Here is a 21,118-nt window from a genome sequence, read left to right as displayed (position 1 = left end):
TAACTGATAACTGATAACTGATAACTGATAACTGATAACTGATAACTGATAACTGATAACTGATAACTGATAACTGATAACTGATAACTGATAACTGATAACTGATAACTGATTAAGACATTTCTAACATTCTTTGAATCGGCAACAGTGCCTTAACTCTTAAATCTTCAGAAATAGTAATTTCTGGAGTTTTATCTCCCATACAGAGATACAATTTTTCGAGAGTGTTCAGTCTCATGTAGGGACACTCATTACAAGCACAGTTATTTAAAGCTGGTGCGGGGATAAATAGTTTCTCTGGGGCGGATTTTTGCATCTGGTGAATAATCCCCGGTTCTGTGGCGACAATAAAGGTTTTTTCGGAACTTTTCAGGGAATAATTTAATAGTGCCGTCGTGGAACCAATATAATCTGCATGGCGTAAAACCGATGCTTCACACTCAGGATGGGCGATAATTTTTGCTTCTGGATGGGCGACTTTTAATTCTATTATCTTGCGTTCGGAAAAAGTTTCATGGACAATACAACTACCCTGCCAGAGAACTAAATCTCTACCAGTTTGCTGACTGACGTAACGACCTAAATTGCGATCGGGAGCGAAGATAATCGGTTGATGGGCAGGGATTTGATTAACTATTTTGACTGCGTTAGAACTGGTGCAGATAATATCACTCATAGCTTTAATTTCTGCACTGCAATTGATATAGGAAATCACGATATGATCGGGATATTGGGCTTTAAAACGAGCAAAATCTTCAGGATGACAACTATCAGCTAAAGAACATCCTGCATCTAAATCCGGCAGCAATACCAACTTATCTGGGTTTAAGATTTTAGCTGTTTCTGCCATGAAGTGAACCCCCGCAAATACGATCACATCTGCTGGCGTTCGGGCAGCCTGTTGGGATAAACCTAGAGAATCACCAATATAATCAGCTATATCCTGTATGTCAGAATTTTGATAGTAGTGAGCCAGAATAACGGCGTTTAATTCCCGTTTAAGCTCTTTAATTGCCGTAAATAGGTCATCAGGTAAGCTCGAACGATTTGCGGGTTGAACAGTTGTGAACACGGTGGGGTTTATGGTAATTTTTACCAAATACTAAACAAGTGCTTATATCATAGCAAATTTTTTTAAAGTGATTAGGGAGCGAGAGCTTTTTTCCGTGCTCAGTAAACAGTCATCAGTAATCGGTGAACTGAAAACTCACATCTGATCACAAGGGCCGAATCTAAAACCTAATTGGTTAAGTTAAAAGCTTTGATGTGCTTAGTTTCTACCTTCTTTTTTGGAGCCTGTTGCCTTGTACCATGATTAACTCCCAATCCCACTTGAACAACCCGCTTCCTTCTCCCCAATGCTGTAACAAAAAACAACTATCCCCCGATAGCGATCGCTATTGGTCGAATAATTATAAATTTTTGTCAAGGGGTGCGGTCAGACATAGGAATCATCGCTAGAATGAGCCTGAATTGTCAGAAATTTAGTTAAACAAGGTTTTTGGCAATATGCTAATCTGGCTAACAAGCTTTTGGACGTGATATGGGGAAAACTTCTTGCGATCACGCTTAAATGGGGTGATATACAGAAAGTTTCTACATATCGTTACTCTGGAGAGTGTTATACAGAAAGTTGACCTATAATATGTAGTTATGCCGCTTAGTCCTTGGTAGGGGCGTAACCGGAGCCGAAGCTGTTGGGATGTAGGGTTAGACTGGCGGAAAGTTTTTAGTAAAGTGTAATTTAAGGTTACTTGTGAGCAAACATTGCTCTGGAGAAAATTTCATAGTATAATCAGCGCCGAGCCAAATACATACTGAACGCAGATGCTTGAAGAATTTGTGAGCTTAGGGAAGTGGTGGCTTCCTAACAAACCAGAAGTAGTAGTTCCAGGAAAACTAAGCTTTTCGCCTGAGAGTGGCGCAACATTAGAATTAATTGGTTCGTTTTATAGTTCACAACTTAAAGAGATAGGTCAGGTAAAGATTTCTTCCATTGAAGGGGAATCAAATCTAACATCAGGTGTACGACTTGACTTTATAAAGCCTGAGGAAATCATTATTCTCGGTTTGCTTGATAACAATGAAAAAATTACCTTATACAGGTGTTCTGGACAAGTTAAAAGCTTTGAATTGACAAAACTCACAGCGAGTCTTTCATTCAATGTCGAGTATGTTTTTAGAAAAATTCACTTTGAATATGAACAGGACATAAAATTGAAATCTATTTCTGTTCAATATTCTCATCTAGAGAAATGGGTTGGCAAATCTGGAATACAGGTTTTTGCATCTCAAGAAGAGAACAAAATATGGATGAGTTATCAGCCGCCATCGAGTATTCATTTGGCGAAAATTGGCAGTCTCGATTTATATATTACCTTTTCTTCAGTATGTGTTTATCCATTTTACCCTAACGCGTACAATGCAAATATTGAGCAAAAAACTTATCTGACCATACAAAATCCCTGCAATCAACCAATAGATGATTGTGTCAATTTATTGATAAGATTCAGTGATTTGTTAAGCTTTGCAATGACAAAAGCAACTTCAGTAATTAAGGTTACTGGGAAAGCAGATGTCATTCATGAAAAGCCTGTACAGCAAGCAAATGGAGATTTCACACTGGAAAAAGAGGCGCGGGAAACTCAAGTCATCATAATATTTGGTTTATGGAATCCTACGAAGAGTTCTGAGATAAACTTGTCCCCCGATAAAATGCTATTTCTATTTAGTGATGTAGAAAACAATTTGGGATCATTCTTTGAAGCATGGATTAATAAAAGGGAGGAATATGAACCTGTTTTTGACTTGTTAATGGCAACAATGTATAGCTCTAGCCTTTACTTGGGTTATAAATTTCTAAATATAATCCAAGCTTTGGAGGCTTATCATACAAGAAAGTATGAAGGTTCATATCAAGATAAAAAGATTTACAAAAAAGGACTTTACAAGAAATTTATAGAGGTATTGAACGATTTTCCAAGTGAAAGTGATAATCAAGAAAATGGAATTAGTGATGAGTTTAGAAATGCTTTAAAGGGAAAACTAAAAAATCAAACAAGCTTTACTTTAGAGACAAGACTCAAAGAAATTATTAATAAAGTGTCCTCCTTGCTGCCAAATAATTTTATAGGAAGCGTAAAAGATAGGGAATTATTTTCTAGGAGAGCTTCTGAAACTCGGAATGCATTGACGCATCATAATAAAGAAAAACGACAACAGGCGGCAAGGGGTAGGGAGTTATTTCAACTTTTTCATACGTTAACTGTGATTCTACAAATTTGCTTATTAAGAGAGCTAAACCTTCCCGATGAGTCTATTAAAATTCTTGTGGAGCGAAATAGAGCATATCAGAAAGAATGGCGACCATCTTCAAACTGATTAACCACTCACGATTATATTGCTTGTTAAGTGCGATCGCTATTGCTGTAGGGTGCGTTCCCTAATGTGGCTCCCACTGCTCCACTGATCGATTTTTGGGGAACGCACCATGCACATTTATTGAAGTTGTGGGTTAAAGTGCGATGCCGCTCTGGTGGGTTGAGTTCTGGATTGGCAACCTGTCACCGAGCAAACCCGACGATGTTGGAATGATTCTGATAGCTGACGGCTAATAGCTAAGGGTTATCAATGCTAGGATAAAGGCTTGAGTAGAGAACGATCGAGCCAAAGCCATGTCATCGACAGAAGTAAAAACCCCGCCCCCAGACAGTCCTGAATTCCTCGATGAGTTACCCGGAGAAGTGGAAATGTCCTTATTTGACCACTTGGAGGAGTTGCGGCGCCGGATTTTTTATAGTTTAATTGCCGTGGCCGTAGGTGCGGTGGGATGTTTTATCTTCGTTAAACCCCTAGTACAAGTGCTGGAAGTCCCTGCCCAAGGGGTAAAATTTTTGCAGTTGGCCCCGGGAGAATTTTTTTTCGTCTCCCTAAAAGTAGCTGGATATAGCGGCATACTGGTGGCTAGTCCGGTCATTCTCTTGCAAATTATCCTCTTTGTGCTGCCGGGGTTAACCCGTCGCGAACGGCGTTTAATTGTTCCGGTAGTGTTAGGATCGAGTGTTTTATTTTTTGCTGGTTTATTTTTTGCCTATATTGCCCTGATTCCCGCCGCTTTAAACTTTTTTGTCAATTATGGGGCGGAAGTGGTCGAACAAGCTTGGTCGATCGAGCGCTATTTTGAATTTGTCTTACTTTTACTGTTTAGTACCGGCATCGCCTTTCAAATTCCCGTTATTCAATTGATTTTGAGCTTTTTAGGCATTATTTCCTCGCAAACGATGTTATCGGGGTGGCGTTTCGTGGTTTTAGGGGCAGTGATTTTAGGCGCGATTTTAACCCCTTCCACAGATCCTCTCACCCAATCCCTGTTAGCAGGGGCGGTCTTGGGTCTATACTTTGGGGGCATTGGGGTAGTGAAATTAACGGGACGTTAGCAGTTTTTTGATAGAATTTGACGGCTGAAAACTAATTAAGCCAGAAAGCTAGAGATTGATTCTAGATTGAGTAACAAAGTGAAATATTTTTTCTTAACGGCAGGTTGGACAATAGGACGGGTGTGGGAATTTGGCGGTTTGTGGGATCACGCGAGTAGTTGGCGACGACCACCGCAGATAGAGCGATTAAATATCGGTATTTTAGAGGGAGAACAGGTTTTATGGCTTTATAAGGTGGAAGAAGCCGTGATTATGGTAGAAGTTGCCCCCAAGAGTGCCGAAATTGCCGATACTGTCCCCACCATCGGGCAAGTGGTGCTAAAACGCTTGATTAGTGCCGAACAAGTCCTCGAAATTCTGCAAAATGCCGAAGAACTACTGAGGAAGTAATCAGTTATCAGTTATCAGTTATCAGTTATCAGTTATCAGTTATCAGTTATCAGTCATAATTGCCCATCTCCCCACAGCCCACAGCCCACAGCCCACACCCTACACCCTACACCCTACACCCTACACCCCACACCCTACACCCCACACCCTACACCCTACACCCCACAGCCCACAGCCCACAGCCCACACCCTTCTCCCCACACCCCACACCCCACACCCCTATCTGGACTATTCTGGCCGAAGACCGATCGCCAACACTTGAAATATCTTCTAACAATAGTTACACTTCTTTAGAATAGATACACTTTTCAAGGGATAATGTAGGTTGGCTAACTCTTGCACTTAACCGTCGAGATTGTTGGGCTTATATTTTGACCCTGAATATAAAAAGCGTCTAAGTGGACACTAAATTGTCAATAGGAGGAGCGTAGTCAATGGGACTACCTTGGTATCGAGTACACACAGTCGTTCTCAACGACCCGGGCCGTTTAATTTCCGTTCACCTGATGCACACCGCACTGGTAGCGGGTTGGGCTGGCTCCATGGCCCTCTATGAGCTGGCTATTTTCGACCCCAGTGACCCCGTATTAAACCCGATGTGGCGGCAAGGAATGTTCGTGCTGCCCTTCATGGCCCGTTTAGGTGTCACTGGTTCATGGGGTGGCTGGAGCGTCACCGGCGAAACTGGTGTTGACCCCGGTTTCTGGTCTTTTGAAGGCGTTGCCGCCGCTCATATTGTTTTATCCGGTCTGCTATTCCTAGCGGCGGTTTGGCACTGGGTTTTCTGGGATTTAGAATTATTCGTCGATCCCCGCACGGGCGAATCTGCGCTCGATTTGCCGAAAATGTTCGGTATTCACCTGTTCTTATCCGGTTTACTTTGCTTTGGTTTCGGTGCTTTCCATCAAACAGGCCTTTGGGGTCCCGGGATGTGGGTTTCCGATGCCTACGGTTTAACCGGTCATGTGCAGCCCGTAGCTCCCGAATGGGGACCGGCTGGTTTTAACCCCTTTAACCCCGGGGGTGTGGTAGCTCACCACATTGCTGCGGGTATCGTCGGGATTATCGCCGGTTTATTCCATTTAACCGTTCGTCCCCCCGAAAGACTCTATAAAGCCCTGAGAATGGGTAATATCGAAACGGTGCTTTCTAGCAGTATCGCCGCCGTTTTCTTTGCCGCTTTCGTCGTGGCTGGAACCATGTGGTACGGTAATGCTACCACGCCGATCGAACTCTTTGGCCCGACCCGTTACCAATGGGATAAGGGCTATTTCCAAGAAGAAATTGAGCGTCGTGTGGAGGCCAGCATCGCCAATGGGGCCACCATCGCTGAAGCTTACCAAGCAATCCCCGAAAAACTGGCTTTCTATGATTATGTCGGTAATAGCCCCGCTAAAGGTGGTTTATTCCGTACTGGTGCCATGGATAGCGGTGACGGTATCGCTAAATCTTGGTTAGGACACCCTGTGTTCAAAGATGGCGAAGGTCGCGTCCTGAGCGTGCGTCGGATGCCTAACTTCTTTGAAACCTTCCCCGTTGTCCTGACTGACTCGGAAGGTATCGTTCGCGCTGATATTCCTTTCCGTCGTGCGGAATCGAAACTGAGTATCGAACAAAGTGGTGTTACCGTTTCTTTCTACGGTGGCGCTCTCGATGGTCAGGTCTTCAGCGATCCTGCTGACGTGAAGAAATTTGCCCGTAAAGCGCAACTCGGTGAAGCTTTCGAGTTTGACACCGAAACCCTGAAGTCTGACGGGGTATTCCGCACTTCTCCGAGAGGTTGGTTTACTTTCGGTCATGCTGTCTTTGCTTTACTATTCTTCTTCGGTCACATCTGGCACGGTTCTCGTACCATCTACCGCGACGTATTCGCCGGGGTCGATCCGGATCTGGAAGAACAAGTAGAATTCGGTTTATTCCAAAAATTGGGTGATCTTAGCACTCGTAAACAAGAAGTTTAGTTTTAGCTAAATCATCTATATAACTAAAGGAGTCAAGTCTTTGACTCCTTTTTTTGTTAATCACACTATTAAAAACGGATTTATCCTAAATCTGGTTATTAAAAACTGATTATTTATTCTCCCCTTTGCCTTTTGCATGAGCAGAAAACGGGTTTCTCCGAGAAACCCGTTTTCTGTGCGTTACTCAACGGATTTGGTATTAAAGTTCGATCGAGCTTTACTTGAAACCGAATAGTGAAAAAACCGCTAGTTATTTCGATAACTAACGGTTTTTTGCCGGGGGAAATTACCTGCAATGGAATTACATAGAGGAACCTAAACCGGCGTAAGCTCCGTAGAAGAAAAGACCAACCACGGCGATAACGCCTAGACCGGCGATGGTGGCGACTAACCACAAAGGAATACGACCTTCTGCGAACATGAATAACACCTCCTAATTGCGATGACAATAAATCGGGACTAATTAGTTAAAGAAATAGCTGGAAAATAAAATTCCCAAGACAGCAACTAGGAGTAAACCTAGGTAAAGAGAAGTACGATTTAACTCGACGGCTTGCCGATTCGGATTAGGTGTTCTTTCCATAATTGTTCTCCTAGCGTTGAATAAACTGCATTGCCGCAATTGCACCGATAAAGAAGACAGTCGGAACCGCTAAGGTATGAACTGCCAACCAGCGAACGGTGAAAATGGGGTAAGAAATGGGTTGATTGGGATTACCACTAGCCATTGTTTTTATCCTTAATTAAAGTAAACTACTGATTAAACTGCTCGATTTGATTTTTGGCCTCAAAGCGATCATTAATGATCGGTAATTCTTGACGCTCTTGAGTGTAATACTCATCGGGACGGGGAGTGCCAAAAACATCGTAAGCTAAACCAGTACTCACGAATAACCAACCCGCGACAAAGAGCATGGGGATGGTGATGCTATGGATAATCCAGTAACGAATACTGGTAACGATATCGCCAAAAGGACGTTCGCCGGTACTACCTGACATGGACGGTTCTCCTCGGAATGATAGGACTTGAAAAATTCAATCTCTATAATAGAGACTTTCTTGACCCTGAGACAAGTTTTAGGCCGGTTCGCTGGGGGGATTATATTTCAGTAAGACCCCATCTTGTCCCAAGACAAAACCCTTGTCGGAATTGATAAAAACAATTCGATAGAGATTGGAGGGGACACTTTCCACGGCGCGATCTTTTTGCCAAGACTGGCCGCCGTCATCACTGACCAAGAGATTGCCGCTACCACCAGCGACCCAAATTTCTTCGGGGGTGCGGTAGTTGAGATCCAAAAGTCCCCAACTGGTGGAAAACTCTGGGAATACCTTATCTTCCCATGTATCGAGATCATTGGGGCTAGTAAATTGTAGTTGACCACCCCGGGCCAGGGCCCACAGTTCCCCATTTTCACCATAACCGACTTTTTGTAAGCGGCGGGAAGAAAGACGATTGTGGGGTTGCCATTCTGTTGACCCCGGTTCCCAGGTGGAATAAAAGTTACCGCGTGCGGAAACGGCCACATATTTACCATCATGGGAACGAACAATTGTCCGGGCCACACCCACGGCACCTTCCACTAAAGCTTGCCAAGTTTTGCCTCCGTCTTTGGTGCGGTAGATAGCGCCTAAATCCGTGACCATTTCGGCGGTTTTGTCGTTGAGGGCGATAATTCCGTAGGGGGAACCGGGTAATTTTTCACTTAAGGGGATACGGGACCAGCTGCTGCCCCCGTCTTCGCTATGGAGAAGAATTGAGGGTTTACCGACAATCCAACCCTCTTGGTTGTGGAAACTGACGGCGCTAAAGCTAACTTTTTCGTCGCCAAGGTTGAGGACTTTTTGCTGCCAACTGTCCCCCCCATCGCTGGTTTCAAAGAGGGTAGATTTGGTTCCCACTAACCAACCGTGCTGCAGGTCGTCGGTAAAGGCGATATCGGCAAAAGTGGAGTCAGTGTCGAGGGTGAGGATTTGCCAAGGACTATTGCTCAGGGATGGCACACTACTACAGCTAAAGCAGAAAAAGGCTACAGCTAGAACTATTACGAATTGTTTCAGTTTTCTCATCAATGGTTCAGAGGTATTGGTCAAGGAATCGGGACGGATTAGGGTTTCCGATGGGTTACAGACTTATAAGAGCCGTTGGATTAAAGATAATGAGTGCTTGAGTTAGTTTAAACCATATAAACTAATAAAGAAAACAAATCCTAGCGCTAAAGCCCCGAAAATCAAAATATTTTTTTGTGCCGGAGTCAGACGGTTGACTCCAAAACCATAGCTAAGATTTTCTTGGAATCCCGAAGGAGCATCTTTAGCTCCGATGTTGATAAATTGGGAACGACGCACACCACACACGGGACAGCGCCACGTTTCTGGCAATTCCTCGAAGGGGGTTCCAGCGGGAGTGTTGGTTTTACTATCTCCCTTGCTGGGGTCGTAAACGTAGCCGCAGGAGCGACATTCGTGGTTGGCAGGGGCCTGGTCGGCTAGGGTTAGTTCTGGTGGGCGATCGCTCATGACTAAGATTAAAGGAATTTTCAACACTCTGTTACAAATTATCCTTGAAAATTGACCCCTCTCACGGCCAACCCCTAACAGAATAGCCAGTTTTCAAGTCTGAAAAGGATTAGGGAGGCAGCATATCGGCTTTAAAAAAAGTAAGATTAATCTATTAGGGCTTAAATGTCTATTAAAACTTTATTAAGTTGATATTTGGGCTATTTACCCTGATTTTGGTAGTAAAATTTAGTCTGAGAAATTGAGAAATTTCAGGCAGGGAAGAAATTAGCGGTCTGATTTCTCACCTCTAACCGATTATTCTTGATCAAATTGACTAAATCCCTAGCTTAATTTCTTCTTAGAGGCGAGAGTGAAGCTAAATTACTTGTCTCCATATTGCATAAATTTAATCACTTTTAGCGATCGCTTTTATATTTTGGCATAAATGGGCTGCTCCCTCCCCGTTCCCGAAAACGAAAACTTCGCACCTCACCATTAAGATAACTGCTATAAACCTTATATTATAGGTATATGATCAACCTTAACTAAAAAGAGAGTAAAAATTGTGTTCAACCAGCTTGATTGGAATCCTGCCTACTCAATTGAAACCTTAGAACCAAATACGGTATTTTTTCTATCTGAGCGAGAATCAATCTGTTTCCAAGAGCCGCTTTATTATCGTTTGGTAAGATTAATTGATGGTCAACGTAATCTTGATGAAATTATTGATATTCTTCAGTTAGAATTTTTACAAAATCAGGAAATCAATCCCAATAATGCTAATTTCTTCGCAGTTATTGTTAATTATAGCTTGGCAATTCAAAAAGCGATTTTTCAGTTATATAAACGAGGTTTTTTGTTAGAAAAAAAAGAATTATTGCCCTCTAATTTAGCAATTTTATGCCATCATCTTCAGGTTTCTCAAGCCCAAGCTTTTGAACGATTACAATCTCTGAAGGTTACAGTTAAAACCCTAGGCTTAATTCCCCAGCAAGATTTGATCAATATTTTGAATTCCTTGCAAGTTCAAGTCGCAGATGAAGGGGATTTAACCATTATTTTAACCGATAATTATCTTCATCCTGATTTAGAGAGTATTAATCAACAAGCTTTAGTCTCACAAAAGCCTTGGTTATTAGTTAATCCCCTGGGAAATCTAGCATGGATTGGTCCCTTATTTGATCCCGATAAAACTGGTTGTTGGCATTGTTTGGCTCAACGATTACGAGATAATCGTCCAGTGGAGGAATTTATCATTAGACAGAGAGAAAATAAGATTTCTTTAATTTCTCCTTTAGGATTTTCTTCGGCGACAATACAGACGGTTTTAAATCTGACGGCTATGGAGGTTTTTAAGTGGATTATTCAAGGTAAAAATCAACGTTTAGAAGGAACAATGATGACTTATGATACTTTAAATTTACAATTTCAAGAGCATATTTTAGTTAAACGTCCGAACTGTCCTAGTTGTGGATATTCTCTAAATAAAACACCTTTACCTGTGGTTTTGGGACATCGTAAAAAGGCTTTTACCAGTGATGGGGGACATCGTTTTTGTTCTCCTGAAGAAACCTTAAGAACCTATCAACATCTTATCAGTCCCATTACGGGAATTGTGCGAGAATTAAATAAGATACAAGGGAATGCTTTAGTTCATACTTATGTAGCGAAACATCATTTTCGCAGTGTCTTTGATGATTTAGACAGTTTACGGCAAAATATTGGAGGTAGAAGTGCGGGAAAAGGCCGTACAGATAGTCAAGCAAAAGCAAGTGGATTTTGTGAAGCTATTGAGCGCTATTCGGGAGTTTTTCAAGGGAATGAAATCAGAGAAAAAGCGAGTTATCAAGAGTTACTAGATAAAGCTATTCATCCTAACAAATGTATGAATTTTAGTGAAAAACAATATCAACATCGAGAAGAATGGAATGGGAAGAATCAAGGATGGTTTCAAAAAGTCCCTGAACCTTTTGATGAAACTAGAATGATTGATTGGACACCTGTATGGTCTTTAACTGCTCAAGATTTTAAGTATTTACCGACGGGATATTGTTATTATGGTTATTCTCAATCTGAACCCTTAGATTGTTGGGCTGATTCTAATGGCTGCGCTGCGGGAAATACGATAGAAGAAGCGATTTTACAAGGATTTATGGAGTTAGTGGAACGAGATTGTGTGGCTTTATGGTGGTATAATCAATTAGTTAAACCTTCCGTTGATTTAGAGAGCTTTAATGAGCCATATTTTGAGCAATTAAAGCAATATTATGAGGGGTTAAATCGGGAGCTATGGGTGTTAGATATTACCAGTGATTTGAATATACCTTGTTTTGCTGCTATTAGTCCGAGAAAGGAGCGGGAAGTGGAGGATATTTTATTAGGATATGGGGCGCATTTTGATCCAAAAATTGCTATTAGTCGGGCGTTAACGGAGGTTAATCAAATCTTACCGAATGTGTTATCCTTTAAGGAAGATGGGACAACGATTTACAATCCTTCTGCGGATCCTTTGGCGGTCAAATGGTGGCAAACGGCAAGGTTAAGCAATCAATCTTATTTAGTTCCCGATAGTAAAATAATACCGAAAAAAAGTTATGATTATTTACAATTAGCCAGTGATGATTTATTAGAGGATGTTAAATTGTGTCAGCAAATTGTTGAGTCAAAGGGGATGGAAATGTTAGTATTAGATCAGACTCGTGCTGATATTGGTTTAAGGGTGGCTAAAGTTATTGTCCCCGGAATGCGTCATATGTGGAAGCGTTTAGGGGCAGGAAGATTGTATGATGTTCCTGTTAGCATGGGATGGTTAAAAGAAGCTTTAACGGAAGATGAATTAAATCCTTTTCCCATGTGGATGTAACCCTTGTTCATGGTCAATTGTTGATTATTTTAAGTTACTTGGTGAAGATTTCGAGTTTAACTTTCATTCCCGTTTTATCTAAAAGACTGAGTAATTTATCAACAGTAAAACGGCTAATTTCTCCATTCATTAAATCACTAATTTTTGGTTGTGTTTCCTCGAAAAAAGTGGCGGCTTCTTGCTGTGTCCATCTTTTTTCTTGGATAAAAGACCGCAAGGTTAACATCAAATCGGCTCTAATTTTTAAGTTAGTTGCTTCTTCACTGTTAAATCCTAAATCTTCAAAGATGTTATCGCTACCAAAAGTGATCTCAATAGGGTTAGATTGTGTCATGGTTATTCCTCCTGTAATTGTTGTCTAAATTGAATCATTTGTTGATAACGTTTTTGTCCCAATTCAATTTCTTTTTTCGAGGTTTTCTGTGTTTTTTTACCGAAAGTATGAAGGACATAAATCGCTTCTTTAAACCTTGCCACATAAAAGATTCTGTAGGTTTCTCCTGTCCAAATTCTAATTTCTTCTGTTCCTTGACCAATAATGGGAATGGGTTTAAAATCATTGGGTTTCTCTCCTTGTTGAATAGCTCTCAGTTGAAAACCTGCTTTACGCTTTGCGTCTTCAGGAAAATCTCTAATATCTTCCCTTGACGTCCCAATCCAGTAAATGGGTTTATCTCCCATGTTGGGGTTAATGATTATGGTTTATACCTAATTTAGTATAACAGGATCATCAGTTTGTCAATTGTTCGTTAGTTAACAAGCAAGATGATGATCATTTTAGTTTAACTCGAACCTTCAAGGACTTCACCATCAGGGATTGAGACAATTACTTCATCCTCTTGATACCTAGCGTTAATGTGCCGTATATAGTGTTGTTTGTTATCTATAAAATACCTATAAACGATGATTTCATAGAACATCGATATTGCCAGCATCTTTGATTCCCTCTCATGTTAAGGTTAAGTACGAAGATAAACCCAATTTCTGGGCAGATCATCCCTCAATTTTAACTGATCTAAGCAGAAAATATAGCGATTCTCGCACTTGTATGGCACAGTTAAACCTTTGCTGATTAAGCTTTTCACCATCGAGAATGTACCTCTTGCGAACAGGAAACGCTATAAATAAGCTCTCCTGATGACTGATAGATAAAAGGTATGTCACTAAGGTAACACACCTTTATTAGTATTGGGTTTCGTTGTTTCAATCTAATCGAGAATAAGGAGCGATCACGCTCAACTAATGCTAAGAAGAGAGGCCATCAAACTTACTCTTGTGAAATTGCAATCCAATTCACATAGTAGTTAGTAGCAGCATTAGAACTAACTATAGTGAAGCTCTCAAGAGATATTGTGTCTATAGTCTCAATATTTCCAACTTGGCTTCCTACGTTTTCCCAAAAAGATGAGACAACAACAACAGGAATTTGAGCAAATGGTTTCGGGAAGTTAATTGTTATCTTTCCCGTGCCTGCCTTTAAAGTTTTACCAGTCTGAATCACTTGTGTCATGATTTTCTCCTTAAGTTTCTTGTCTTTACACCCTTAATGGGACTGAGGCGTTTTCAGTCAGCAAAAAAGGCTCAAACCATTACGGGACAAAGGGTTAACCTCGATTTATGATTTTCCTTGATCTATCTGGGTTTCAGCGATTTTGGGCTTCTCGAAGTAAATCCCAAGCGGGGATTGGAGTTGAGGCTTTTCTCGATTGTTTTTTTGTCTAAGTCCCATTAAGACGTTCTCCAAAATCCATTTCTGAATTTTTTAGATTAGCCATAATGCCTTAAGCAAAATGCCTTGTCTTTTGGGTTAAAAGTGATTTGTTTAATCACCTTTGATACCAGAATAAGTTTTATTTTTGGTAATGGCAATCTCTAAAATTAATACTTTTCTAATATGTTTTTTTGAGCAGAATATTAACTTTTATATTAGATTTATATTAGATTTGTATTAGATTTGTATTAGATTTAAAGGGTCACTTTATGGTACGACTCCCTAATTCCTGAAAACAGAACAAATGAATTAATCAGGCAGCTGAAATACTCAAAACCCTTTTACCCTCTGATTTGTAGAGTTTCAGAGGATGAAAAGAAAACATAAAAAAAGCGATCACAATTCTGGAAAATAGAAAAGAACGTAGGTTGGGCTTCGGCCGTGAGCTTTTGCGTTCGACAAAAGCTCACGCCGAGGTCTGAACGGTTGAAGCATGAAACCCAACGCCCGCTCATGTTACGCTACCGCTAACCCATCCTACAAATAATTGTGCCTCCCTACTTAGGGTCTGCTGAAAAAGTTTTTCGTGGGGGTAGGGTGTAGGGTGTAGGGTGTAGGGTGTAGGGTTTTACCGATTCTGAGGGGGTCAATTACCTAATTTTCAGGGAAAAAGTCCCGGAATTTTCCCCCCGATCACTCCAAGGGTTGGCACTTTTTGAGGTCAAAAAAGTCTAAAAGTCTTACCCAACAAGGTTTTTAGATTTATTCAGCCAACCCTACTTAGCAAAAGTTTGAAAAGTCAGCGGTAGAAGATAATGACTCAAAGTGAACTGGCCACTAAAATCGGCTCTACCGTCAGTTTCACTGGAATTGCTGATCCGCTTGCTGTTGGCAACAGGTGCTACTGCTCAAGACATCGGACAAATCATTGCTGGTATGAACGGCGTTGCTGAATCAAGAGCTGAATACTAATTGTGCATCCTATCCACAAGTTAGCCTAGTCCTAGGTTTGAAAAATTGCCTAGAGGACAATTCCTACTTAAAATCAGCAACGCCAAATTATCATCACCTAAACCACTTTCTAGGCTAATTAATTAATAGGGCCATTTCCAGTTAGTAATCTCGTCCTTATCGATGCCATTGGTGAAAGCATAATCGAGGTTGTCGATAATGGCATTTTTCATCCGTTCTTTGACATGACCGGCAGCAGAACCTAATTTCGGCACGCGATCAATGACATCGATTACTAAATGAAAACGATCAACTTGGTTACGAATCGCTAATTCTAGGGGAGTATTAATATTCCCTTCTTCTTTGTAACCGCGCACATGAATACGTTCTTGATTACTGCGACGGTAGGTAAGTTTATGAATCAGCCAAGGATAACCGTGGAAATTAAAGATAATTGGCTTATCAGGGGTAAATAAACTATCAAAATCTCGTTCCGATAAACCATGAGGATGTTCACTTTCAGACTGTAATTTAAACAGATCAACCACGTTGATAAAGCGAACTTTTAAGTAAGGGAATTCCTCCCGCAGAATTGCCGTTGCTGCCAGGGATTCTTTAGTGATAATATCCCCACAGCAAGCCATAATTACATCCGGTTCATCGGGATTGATTCCGTCATCATCGTTACTTGCCCAATCCCAAATACCGATACCTTTGGTGCAGTGTTTAATTGCTTCTTCAATGGTCAAGTATTGCAGATGTTTCTGTTTATCAGCAACGATAATATTAGTGTAATCCTTGCTCTTGAGACAGTGATTAGTCACACTTAATAAACAGTTACCATCGGGGGGAAGATAAACCCGCACCACGTCGGCACTTTTATTGGTTACTAAATCGATAAAACCGGGGTCTTGGTGACTAAAACCATTGTGATCCTGCCGCCAAACTACCGAGGATAATAACAGATTCCAAGAGGAAACAGAAGCACGCCAAGGCACATGATTTTTGCAGATATCGAGCCATTTAGCGTGTTGGTTGAACATGGAATCGATAACGTGGGCAAAAGCTTCGTAGGAGTGAAATAAACCGTGACGACCGGATAATAAATAACCCTCTAACCAACCGACTAAAGTATGTTCACTCAGCATCTCCATCACACGACCATCGGCAGATAATTGACTACCATCTAAATCCTCTGGATAGGTATCGGCTAACCAAGCTTTTTTAGTCACTTCATAGAGAGCCGCTAAACGATTAGAAGCAGTTTCATCGGGACCAAAAACGCGAAAATTAGTCATATTATTTCGCATTACATCCCGCAAAAATACCCCCATCACTCCCGTGTTTTCCGCTTCCACTTGGGCCGGGTGGGTGACATCTACGGCATATTGACGAAAATCGGGCATTTTTAGGTCTTTACGCAGCAATCCGCCGTTAGCGTGCGGGTTAGCACTCATGCGACGATGACCAATAGGAGCGAGTTCTTTAAATTCTGGCTTAAATTTACCCGTGGTATAGTCAAATAATTCCTCCGGGTTATAGCTTTTCATCCACTCCTCTAATTTTCTCAAGTGTTCGGGGTTTTCCTGCATAGCACCCATGGGGACTTGGTGAGCGCGCCAGAATCCTTCTACTTTATGACCATCAACGTTTTTCGGACCCGTCCAACCCTTGGGGGACCGGAGGATAATCATCGGCCAGGGGTAACGTTTAGCAATACCCGTGCTGCGAGCTTCCTGTTGATAGGAGCGAATCTGATTGATACAGTGTTCTAGGGTAGCGGCCATTTTTTGATGGCAGTGGAGCAGGTCTTCATCTTCCTTACATTCGACGATGTAGGGAGTGTAACCGTAACCAACAAAGAGACTTTCTAACTCGTGGGTCGAAATACGGGATAGAATGGTGGGATTAGCGATTTTATAACCGTTTAAGTTTAAAATTGGCAGTACCGCACCATCGCGAATCGGGTTAAGGAATTTATTCGAGTGCCATGCGGTGGCAAGGGGACCGGTTTCTGCTTCCCCATCACCCACCACCACGGCCGTAATGAGGTCGGGATTGTCAAAAACAGAACCGTAGGCATGGGAAACACTATAACCCAGTTCGCCGCCCTCATGGATAGAACCGGGGGTTTCGGGGGTGACGTGACTGCCGATGTGACCGGGAAAAGAAAATTGTTTAAAGAATTTTTGTAATCCTTCCTCGTCTTCACTTTTATCGGGGTAAATTTCCGAATAGGTTCCTTCTAGATAAACCGGACCGAGTACCCCCGGCGCCCCATGGCCGGGACCGGCCATAAAAATCATATCGAGGTCGTATTTTTTGATTAAACGGTTGAGGTGAACGTAGGTAAAACTTAAGGCCGGACTTGCTCCCCAGTGACCGAGCAAACGATACTTAACGTGTTCGGGTTTAAGATGTTCTTTGAGGAGGGGATTATCGCGCAGATAAATCATACCTACAGCTAAATAGTTACAAGCGCGCCAATAGGCATGGGTTTTATAGAGTTCGTCTTGAGAAAGGGGATTTTGTTCTGTTAAGGGTCTTTCTGGTGCGAATACCATGAATATTTCTCCAATATCTATGAAGGATAAGATTAAGAGAGTTGATAGACAATTTCTCCAGATTATCGAGAGGGTTAACCCTCGGCCGGTTTTCAAACTGTAATCAAGAGTCTAACCTTTTGGGGCGCAAAAAACTATTAAAATAAGCTATATTTTGCAAATCTGACTTGGGGAATTTATGTCAGTCCGGCGGGGTTTTTAAATCGCTTTTAAAGGCATATTAATATGTTCTTAACTTAGGTATCAATCATTCTCAGAAAGCTTTTAATGATTTTTTAATGTCGGCTTTTCCCAAAAGGCTATATAATCACATTCTCGTTGGTCGGCCAGGGCCTAATCAGGTTTTCTCGATGCCGGTGGCGGGGACGACTAGAGTGGCAAATTGATGATTTTTTATCTTTAGACCTCCTGCAAAAGTAAGTTTTAGAGCCGCTATCAGGTCAAAATATCTAAAAAAATCGGATAAATTTGACATAATCTTAGATTTTATGGATATTATAGTTATCTTTTGTCTCCTGTCTCCTGTCTCCTGTCTCCTGTCTCCTGTCTCCTGTCTTCTCACCTAACGAAAGATTTTTGATTTTTGCAGGAGAGCTTTTGAAGCCCTGAAACTTAAAATCTTTCTATACTTCATCTAGCGATCGATAAAAGCTGATTAGCATATATAGTGATTCTCTAGAGGCCAATCAATTCTCAAATTATTTTTTCTTGATCGTGCCTAAGCTTATCGCAGCTGCAAAGGAGTTTTTTTCATGACAAAAGTAAGAGTCGCTATCAACGGATTTGGTCGTATCGGTCGCCTCGTTTTTAGGGCGGGTATCCAAAATCCTGATTTCGAGTTTGTTGGTATCAATGATCTCGTACCCCCCGATAATATTGCCTATCTGCTCAAATACGACTCCACCCACGGACGTTTTCAGGGTACGGTAGAAGCAAAAGAAGATGGCATCGTCGTGGATGGTAAGTTTATCCCCTGTTACTCGATTAAAGACCCCGCTCAACTGCCCTGGTGTGCAACCGGGGCCGATTATGTGGTCGAGTCCACCGGTTTATTTACCACCGCCGAAGGAGCAGGAAAACACCTAGAAGCAGGGGCCAAACGGGTGGTTATCTCCGCACCCACCAAAGATCCCGACAAAATTCGTACTATTGTACTAGGCGTTAACGATAATGAATACGATCCCGCTAAGGATCTGATCGTCTCTAACGCTAGTTGTACCACCAATTGTTTAGCCCCGATCACCAAAGTTATTAACGATAACTTCGGACTAGCGGAAGGATTAATGACCACAGTACACTCGATGACCGCCACTCAACCCACCGTGGATGGTCCATCGAAAAAAGATTGGCGCGGTGGTCGCGGTGCTGGTCAAAATATTATCCCCTCCTCCACGGGAGCAGCCAAAGCAGTAACCCTAGTTATTCCTTCCCTAAAAGGCAAATTAACCGGTATGGCCTTCCGTGTGCCAACTCCCAACGTTTCGGCGGTGGATTTAACCTTTAAAACCGAAAAAGCCACCAGTTACGAGGAAATCTGCGCCGCTATGAAAGCCGCCAGCGAAGGACCGATGAAAGGTATCCTCGGTTATACCGATGAGGAAGTGGTATCGAGTGACTTTATCACCGACCCCCATTCCAGTATCTTTGATGCTAAAGCTGGCATTCAACTTAATGCCAATTTCTTTAAGGTCGTCTCTTGGTACGATAACGAGTGGGGTTACTCCTGCCGGATGTTAGACCTGATGAAAATGATGGCAGCTAAGGAAGCAACCCTAGTAACAGCCTAAATCAGTTATCAGTTATCAGTTATCAGTTATCAGTAAACAGTGAACAGTGAACAGTGAAAAGACAGCACTGTTAATGCCATTAGACATCTCCAAGAGTAAAACAAAATAGTTCTATGGCTGAAATGTATGTCTTTGTCTATTTAATATTGCTCACTTAATAAGTAGGTGGGTGTTAAAAATTGCCAGATCCCCCCTTATCAAGGGTGGCAGGGGTATCCCCCCACTTAATCCTCAAATCTGATCACTGATAACTGATAACTGATCACTGATAACTGATAAGATGAATCCAAAATTTAAAGATATTATCGCTTGGGAACAGGCACAATTGTTAATGCAGCCGGCATTTATTCGGGTGCTGGATAATCTGCGTAAACAGTTAGAAAATTCCCTCTGGAAAGGAACTTATACAGAAATTCAAGATCCCTATCCCAGTTATCTGCTCTGTTTGACTTATCTCGATCGCTCCGTTACTGTAAATATTTGGGAACTTTGTTTTCAAGTCTGTTTTCTCGATTATCCCACCGATGAAGGAGAGAGCGTCACCATCGATACCAGTCTCCTCGACCCCACCGGTGAACTAGATTGGCAGAGTTTGGAAACAAAAACCGAGCGTATTATTAACCGATTATTCGCTAATTTACCCCAATGAAAGCAGCGTTAGAAACGATCAAGGCAGAGTATGCCGCTAATTTTCTGAAAGATTACCACAATGATCCCCAAAGTTTAGCATCCCAAACAATTTTAATCGATCGCTCCGATTGGGGTTTATTAGAATTAAAAGGCCAGGACCGACTGCGTTTTCTCCACAATCAAACCAGTAACGCGATCGATCGCCTGAAACCGGGTCAAGGTTGTGAGACAATTTTCCTTAACTCTACCGGTCGTACCCTCGATTTTGTCACAGTTTACGCCGGCGATGATTCCCTCCTCATCCTCGTTTCTCCCCAACGTCGTCAATTTTTACTGGAATTGATCGATCGCTATATTTTCCCCTTCGATAAGGTGGAAATTAGCGACTTAACCGATAATTTTGGCATTTTCACCCTAATCGGTACTGAAAGCGGGCAATACCTGCAAAAAATAGCCGTTCCAGAGCAGATTTTAACGGGGGTGCAGCATAGTCATTATCTCCTTTCTGACCCCCCCCTGAGAGTGGCCGTCGGCACCGGCTTAGACCTACCCGGATATACTTTAATCGTTGCCGCCGCCGAAGCCGGTCCCCTCTGGGAAAATTTAATTAAAAATGGCGTTACTCCCGCCGATGAACAGGTGTGGGAATACCTGAGAATCCATCAGGGACGACCGGCAGTCGATCGAGAATTAACTGAAGATTATAACCCTTTAGAGGCCGGTTTATGGCGAGCGATTGTCTTTGATAAGGGCTGTTATATTGGTCAAGAAACTATCGCCCGTCTCAACACCTATAAAGGCGTAAAACAAAGACTTTGGGGCATAAAACTCAGCCAACCCGTCCCCAGCAATACCCCGATTATTTTAGAAGCGCAAAAAGTCGGTTTACTCACCAGTGTGCTGGAAGATTTTGGCTTGGGTTATGTGAAAACAAAAGCGGGGGGAGAGGGTTTAAAAGTACAAATCGGCGAGGCAACAGGAGAATTAATCTCTTTACCCTTCCTCTCTCACGAATACCCCTTTCAGTGAACAGTAATTAGTAATTAGTAATCAGAACGTAGGTTGGGTTGAAGTATGAAACCCAACGCCCGCCTGGGTTAGTGATAACTCACATCTGATATAGTCATTTCAGATAATTCTGATCCACTCTAGACCGATGAAAACCTTATGAACTCTGGCATTTATATTCTCAATCTTAATTGAAATGACTATAACTGATAACTGATAACTGATAACTGATAACTGATAACTGATAACTGATAACTGATAACTGATAACTGATAACTGATAACTGATAACTGATAACTGATAACTGATAACTGA

22 protein-coding genes are annotated in these 21,118 nt (G+C 41.9%); 9 read left to right on the top strand and 13 right to left on the bottom strand.

What is annotated here, in order from left to right; all coding sequences use genetic code 11:
• Positions 1–112: 112 nt before the first annotated feature.
• Complete coding sequence (nadA, locus tag H6F92_RS09820; protein ID WP_190357694.1) at positions 113–1,072, bottom strand: quinolinate synthase NadA; 960 nt, start codon at positions 1,070–1,072, stop codon at positions 113–115.
• A 755-nt stretch (positions 1,073–1,827) separates the two neighbouring features.
• On the opposite strand from nadA, the gene H6F92_RS09815 reads away from it, so the two are divergent.
• The 4 genes from H6F92_RS09815 to psbB all read left to right on the top strand — a co-directional run bounded on the left by H6F92_RS09815 (position 1,828) and on the right by psbB (position 6,787).
• The gene (locus H6F92_RS09815) at positions 1,828–3,381 is read left to right on the top strand and encodes an ApeA N-terminal domain 1-containing protein (protein WP_190357693.1); all 1,554 of its coding nucleotides are present in this window, start codon (positions 1,828–1,830) and stop codon (positions 3,379–3,381) included.
• Positions 3,382–3,674: 293 nt separating this feature from the next.
• On the top strand, positions 3,675–4,436 hold the full coding sequence (gene tatC / locus H6F92_RS09810; RefSeq protein WP_002770330.1) for a twin-arginine translocase subunit TatC: 762 nt from the start codon (positions 3,675–3,677) through the stop codon (positions 4,434–4,436).
• A 78-nt stretch (positions 4,437–4,514) separates the two neighbouring features.
• Positions 4,515–4,826, top strand: coding sequence for a hypothetical protein (locus H6F92_RS09805; protein ID WP_002749272.1), 312 nt, complete (start codon positions 4,515–4,517; stop codon positions 4,824–4,826).
• A 434-nt stretch (positions 4,827–5,260) separates the two neighbouring features.
• Positions 5,261–6,787, top strand: coding sequence for a photosystem II chlorophyll-binding protein CP47 (psbB, locus tag H6F92_RS09800; protein WP_002785360.1), 1,527 nt, complete (start codon positions 5,261–5,263; stop codon positions 6,785–6,787).
• Between the two features lie 301 nt (positions 6,788–7,088).
• Here the strand turns inward: psbB and H6F92_RS09795 are convergent, their stop codons facing one another.
• The 6 genes from H6F92_RS09795 to H6F92_RS09770 all read right to left on the bottom strand — a co-directional run bounded on the left by H6F92_RS09795 (position 7,089) and on the right by H6F92_RS09770 (position 9,307).
• Positions 7,089–7,208, bottom strand: coding sequence for a photosystem II reaction center protein J (locus H6F92_RS09795; RefSeq protein ID WP_043995402.1), 120 nt, complete (start codon positions 7,206–7,208; stop codon positions 7,089–7,091).
• A gap of 42 nt (positions 7,209–7,250) precedes the next feature.
• Positions 7,251–7,370, bottom strand: a complete 120-nt coding sequence (locus H6F92_RS09790; protein WP_002735805.1) for a photosystem II reaction center protein PsbL — start codon at positions 7,368–7,370, stop codon at positions 7,251–7,253.
• A 10-nt stretch (positions 7,371–7,380) separates the two neighbouring features.
• Positions 7,381–7,515: a cytochrome b559 subunit beta gene (gene psbF / locus H6F92_RS09785; protein WP_002736175.1), complete on the bottom strand. Its 135-nt coding sequence runs from the start codon at positions 7,513–7,515 to the stop codon at positions 7,381–7,383.
• Between the two features lie 25 nt (positions 7,516–7,540).
• Positions 7,541–7,786 carry a cytochrome b559 subunit alpha gene (gene psbE / locus H6F92_RS09780; protein WP_002737435.1) on the bottom strand — a complete coding sequence of 82 codons (246 nt, stop codon included), beginning with the start codon at positions 7,784–7,786 and terminating at the stop codon, positions 7,541–7,543.
• 78 nt (positions 7,787–7,864) lie between these two features.
• Entirely contained in the window at positions 7,865–8,857 is a 993-nt protein-coding gene (locus H6F92_RS09775; RefSeq protein WP_190357692.1) for a photosynthesis system II assembly factor Ycf48, read from the bottom strand.
• Between the two features lie 102 nt (positions 8,858–8,959).
• On the bottom strand, positions 8,960–9,307 hold the full coding sequence (locus H6F92_RS09770; RefSeq protein WP_002736293.1) for a rubredoxin: 348 nt from the start codon (positions 9,305–9,307) through the stop codon (positions 8,960–8,962).
• 547 nt (positions 9,308–9,854) lie between these two features.
• Here H6F92_RS09770 and H6F92_RS09765 point away from each other — a divergent pair.
• On the top strand, positions 9,855–12,152 hold the full coding sequence (locus H6F92_RS09765; protein ID WP_190357691.1) for a TOMM precursor leader peptide-binding protein: 2,298 nt from the start codon (positions 9,855–9,857) through the stop codon (positions 12,150–12,152).
• Between the two features lie 34 nt (positions 12,153–12,186).
• On the opposite strand, the gene H6F92_RS09760 is transcribed toward H6F92_RS09765, so the two are convergent.
• The 4 genes from H6F92_RS09760 to H6F92_RS09745 all read right to left on the bottom strand — a co-directional run bounded on the left by H6F92_RS09760 (position 12,187) and on the right by H6F92_RS09745 (position 13,662).
• Positions 12,187–12,486 carry a helix-turn-helix domain-containing protein gene (locus H6F92_RS09760; RefSeq protein WP_012266232.1) on the bottom strand — a complete coding sequence of 100 codons (300 nt, stop codon included), beginning with the start codon at positions 12,484–12,486 and terminating at the stop codon, positions 12,187–12,189.
• A gap of 2 nt (positions 12,487–12,488) precedes the next feature.
• Positions 12,489–12,833 carry a type II toxin-antitoxin system RelE/ParE family toxin gene (locus H6F92_RS09755; protein WP_190357690.1) on the bottom strand — a complete coding sequence of 115 codons (345 nt, stop codon included), beginning with the start codon at positions 12,831–12,833 and terminating at the stop codon, positions 12,489–12,491.
• 101 nt (positions 12,834–12,934) lie between these two features.
• A complete protein-coding gene (locus tag H6F92_RS09750; protein ID WP_239698113.1) occupies positions 12,935–13,072 on the bottom strand; it encodes a DUF4160 domain-containing protein in 138 nt (45 codons plus the stop codon).
• 347 nt (positions 13,073–13,419) lie between these two features.
• The gene (locus H6F92_RS09745) at positions 13,420–13,662 is read right to left on the bottom strand and encodes an H-type lectin domain-containing protein (protein WP_061431899.1); all 243 of its coding nucleotides are present in this window, start codon (positions 13,660–13,662) and stop codon (positions 13,420–13,422) included.
• A gap of 1,026 nt (positions 13,663–14,688) precedes the next feature.
• Here H6F92_RS09745 and H6F92_RS25520 point away from each other — a divergent pair.
• On the top strand, positions 14,689–14,835 hold the full coding sequence (locus tag H6F92_RS25520) for a hypothetical protein (protein WP_242030078.1): 147 nt from the start codon (positions 14,689–14,691) through the stop codon (positions 14,833–14,835).
• Between the two features lie 122 nt (positions 14,836–14,957).
• On the opposite strand, the gene H6F92_RS09740 is transcribed toward H6F92_RS25520, so the two are convergent.
• Both H6F92_RS09740 and H6F92_RS09735 read right to left on the bottom strand, forming a co-directional pair.
• Positions 14,958–17,378, bottom strand: a complete 2,421-nt coding sequence (locus H6F92_RS09740) for a phosphoketolase family protein (protein ID WP_190357689.1) — start codon at positions 17,376–17,378, stop codon at positions 14,958–14,960.
• A gap of 337 nt (positions 17,379–17,715) precedes the next feature.
• Positions 17,716–17,853: a hypothetical protein gene (locus H6F92_RS09735; protein WP_190357688.1), complete on the bottom strand. Its 138-nt coding sequence runs from the start codon at positions 17,851–17,853 to the stop codon at positions 17,716–17,718.
• Positions 17,854–18,130: 277 nt separating this feature from the next.
• Here H6F92_RS09735 and gap point away from each other — a divergent pair, with 277 nt between their 5' ends.
• The 3 genes from gap to ygfZ all read left to right on the top strand — a co-directional run bounded on the left by gap (position 18,131) and on the right by ygfZ (position 20,824).
• Positions 18,131–19,165 (top strand): type I glyceraldehyde-3-phosphate dehydrogenase, encoded by a 1,035-nt coding sequence (gene gap, locus H6F92_RS09730; protein ID WP_190357687.1) that lies wholly within the window; start codon positions 18,131–18,133, stop codon positions 19,163–19,165.
• Between the two features lie 280 nt (positions 19,166–19,445).
• Complete coding sequence (locus tag H6F92_RS09725; protein WP_002740015.1) at positions 19,446–19,814, top strand: hypothetical protein; 369 nt, start codon at positions 19,446–19,448, stop codon at positions 19,812–19,814.
• Entirely contained in the window at positions 19,811–20,824 is a 1,014-nt protein-coding gene (gene ygfZ, locus H6F92_RS09720; protein ID WP_190357686.1) for a CAF17-like 4Fe-4S cluster assembly/insertion protein YgfZ, read from the top strand. Before H6F92_RS09725 ends, ygfZ begins: the two co-directional genes overlap by 4 nt.
• Positions 20,825–21,118: the final 294 nt, after the last annotated feature.

This window comes from Microcystis wesenbergii FACHB-1317, assembly GCF_014696875.1.
GTDB classification, from domain to species: Bacteria; Cyanobacteriota; Cyanobacteriia; order Cyanobacteriales; family Microcystaceae; genus Microcystis; species Microcystis wesenbergii_A.
The sequence above is the reverse complement of the archived record's forward strand: the minus strand, read 5'-3'. Positions and strand labels throughout refer to the sequence as shown.

Coding starts and splice junctions, on each gene's coding strand:
- H6F92_RS09725 (WP_002740015.1), top strand. CDS start 19,446: ATGAATCCAAAATTTAAAGATATTATCGCTTGGGAACAGGCACAATTG.
- H6F92_RS09775 (WP_190357692.1), bottom strand. CDS start 8,857: ATGAGAAAACTGAAACAATTCGTAATAGTTCTAGCTGTAGCCTTTTTC.
- psbB (WP_002785360.1), top strand. CDS start 5,261: ATGGGACTACCTTGGTATCGAGTACACACAGTCGTTCTCAACGACCCG.
- ygfZ (WP_190357686.1), top strand. CDS start 19,811: ATGAAAGCAGCGTTAGAAACGATCAAGGCAGAGTATGCCGCTAATTTT.
- H6F92_RS09740 (WP_190357689.1), bottom strand. CDS start 17,378: ATGGTATTCGCACCAGAAAGACCCTTAACAGAACAAAATCCCCTTTCT.
- H6F92_RS09795 (WP_043995402.1), bottom strand. CDS start 7,208: ATGTTCGCAGAAGGTCGTATTCCTTTGTGGTTAGTCGCCACCATCGCC.
- H6F92_RS09745 (WP_061431899.1), bottom strand. CDS start 13,662: ATGACACAAGTGATTCAGACTGGTAAAACTTTAAAGGCAGGCACGGGA.
- gap (WP_190357687.1), top strand. CDS start 18,131: ATGACAAAAGTAAGAGTCGCTATCAACGGATTTGGTCGTATCGGTCGC.
- tatC (WP_002770330.1), top strand. CDS start 3,675: ATGTCATCGACAGAAGTAAAAACCCCGCCCCCAGACAGTCCTGAATTC.
- psbE (WP_002737435.1), bottom strand. CDS start 7,786: ATGTCAGGTAGTACCGGCGAACGTCCTTTTGGCGATATCGTTACCAGT.
- psbF (WP_002736175.1), bottom strand. CDS start 7,515: ATGGCTAGTGGTAATCCCAATCAACCCATTTCTTACCCCATTTTCACC.
- H6F92_RS09760 (WP_012266232.1), bottom strand. CDS start 12,486: ATGACACAATCTAACCCTATTGAGATCACTTTTGGTAGCGATAACATC.
- H6F92_RS09750 (WP_239698113.1), bottom strand. CDS start 13,072: ATGTTCTATGAAATCATCGTTTATAGGTATTTTATAGATAACAAACAA.
- H6F92_RS09755 (WP_190357690.1), bottom strand. CDS start 12,833: ATGGGAGATAAACCCATTTACTGGATTGGGACGTCAAGGGAAGATATT.
- H6F92_RS09790 (WP_002735805.1), bottom strand. CDS start 7,370: ATGGAAAGAACACCTAATCCGAATCGGCAAGCCGTCGAGTTAAATCGT.
- H6F92_RS09815 (WP_190357693.1), top strand. CDS start 1,828: ATGCTTGAAGAATTTGTGAGCTTAGGGAAGTGGTGGCTTCCTAACAAA.
- H6F92_RS09735 (WP_190357688.1), bottom strand. CDS start 17,853: ATGTCAAATTTATCCGATTTTTTTAGATATTTTGACCTGATAGCGGCT.
- H6F92_RS09770 (WP_002736293.1), bottom strand. CDS start 9,307: ATGAGCGATCGCCCACCAGAACTAACCCTAGCCGACCAGGCCCCTGCC.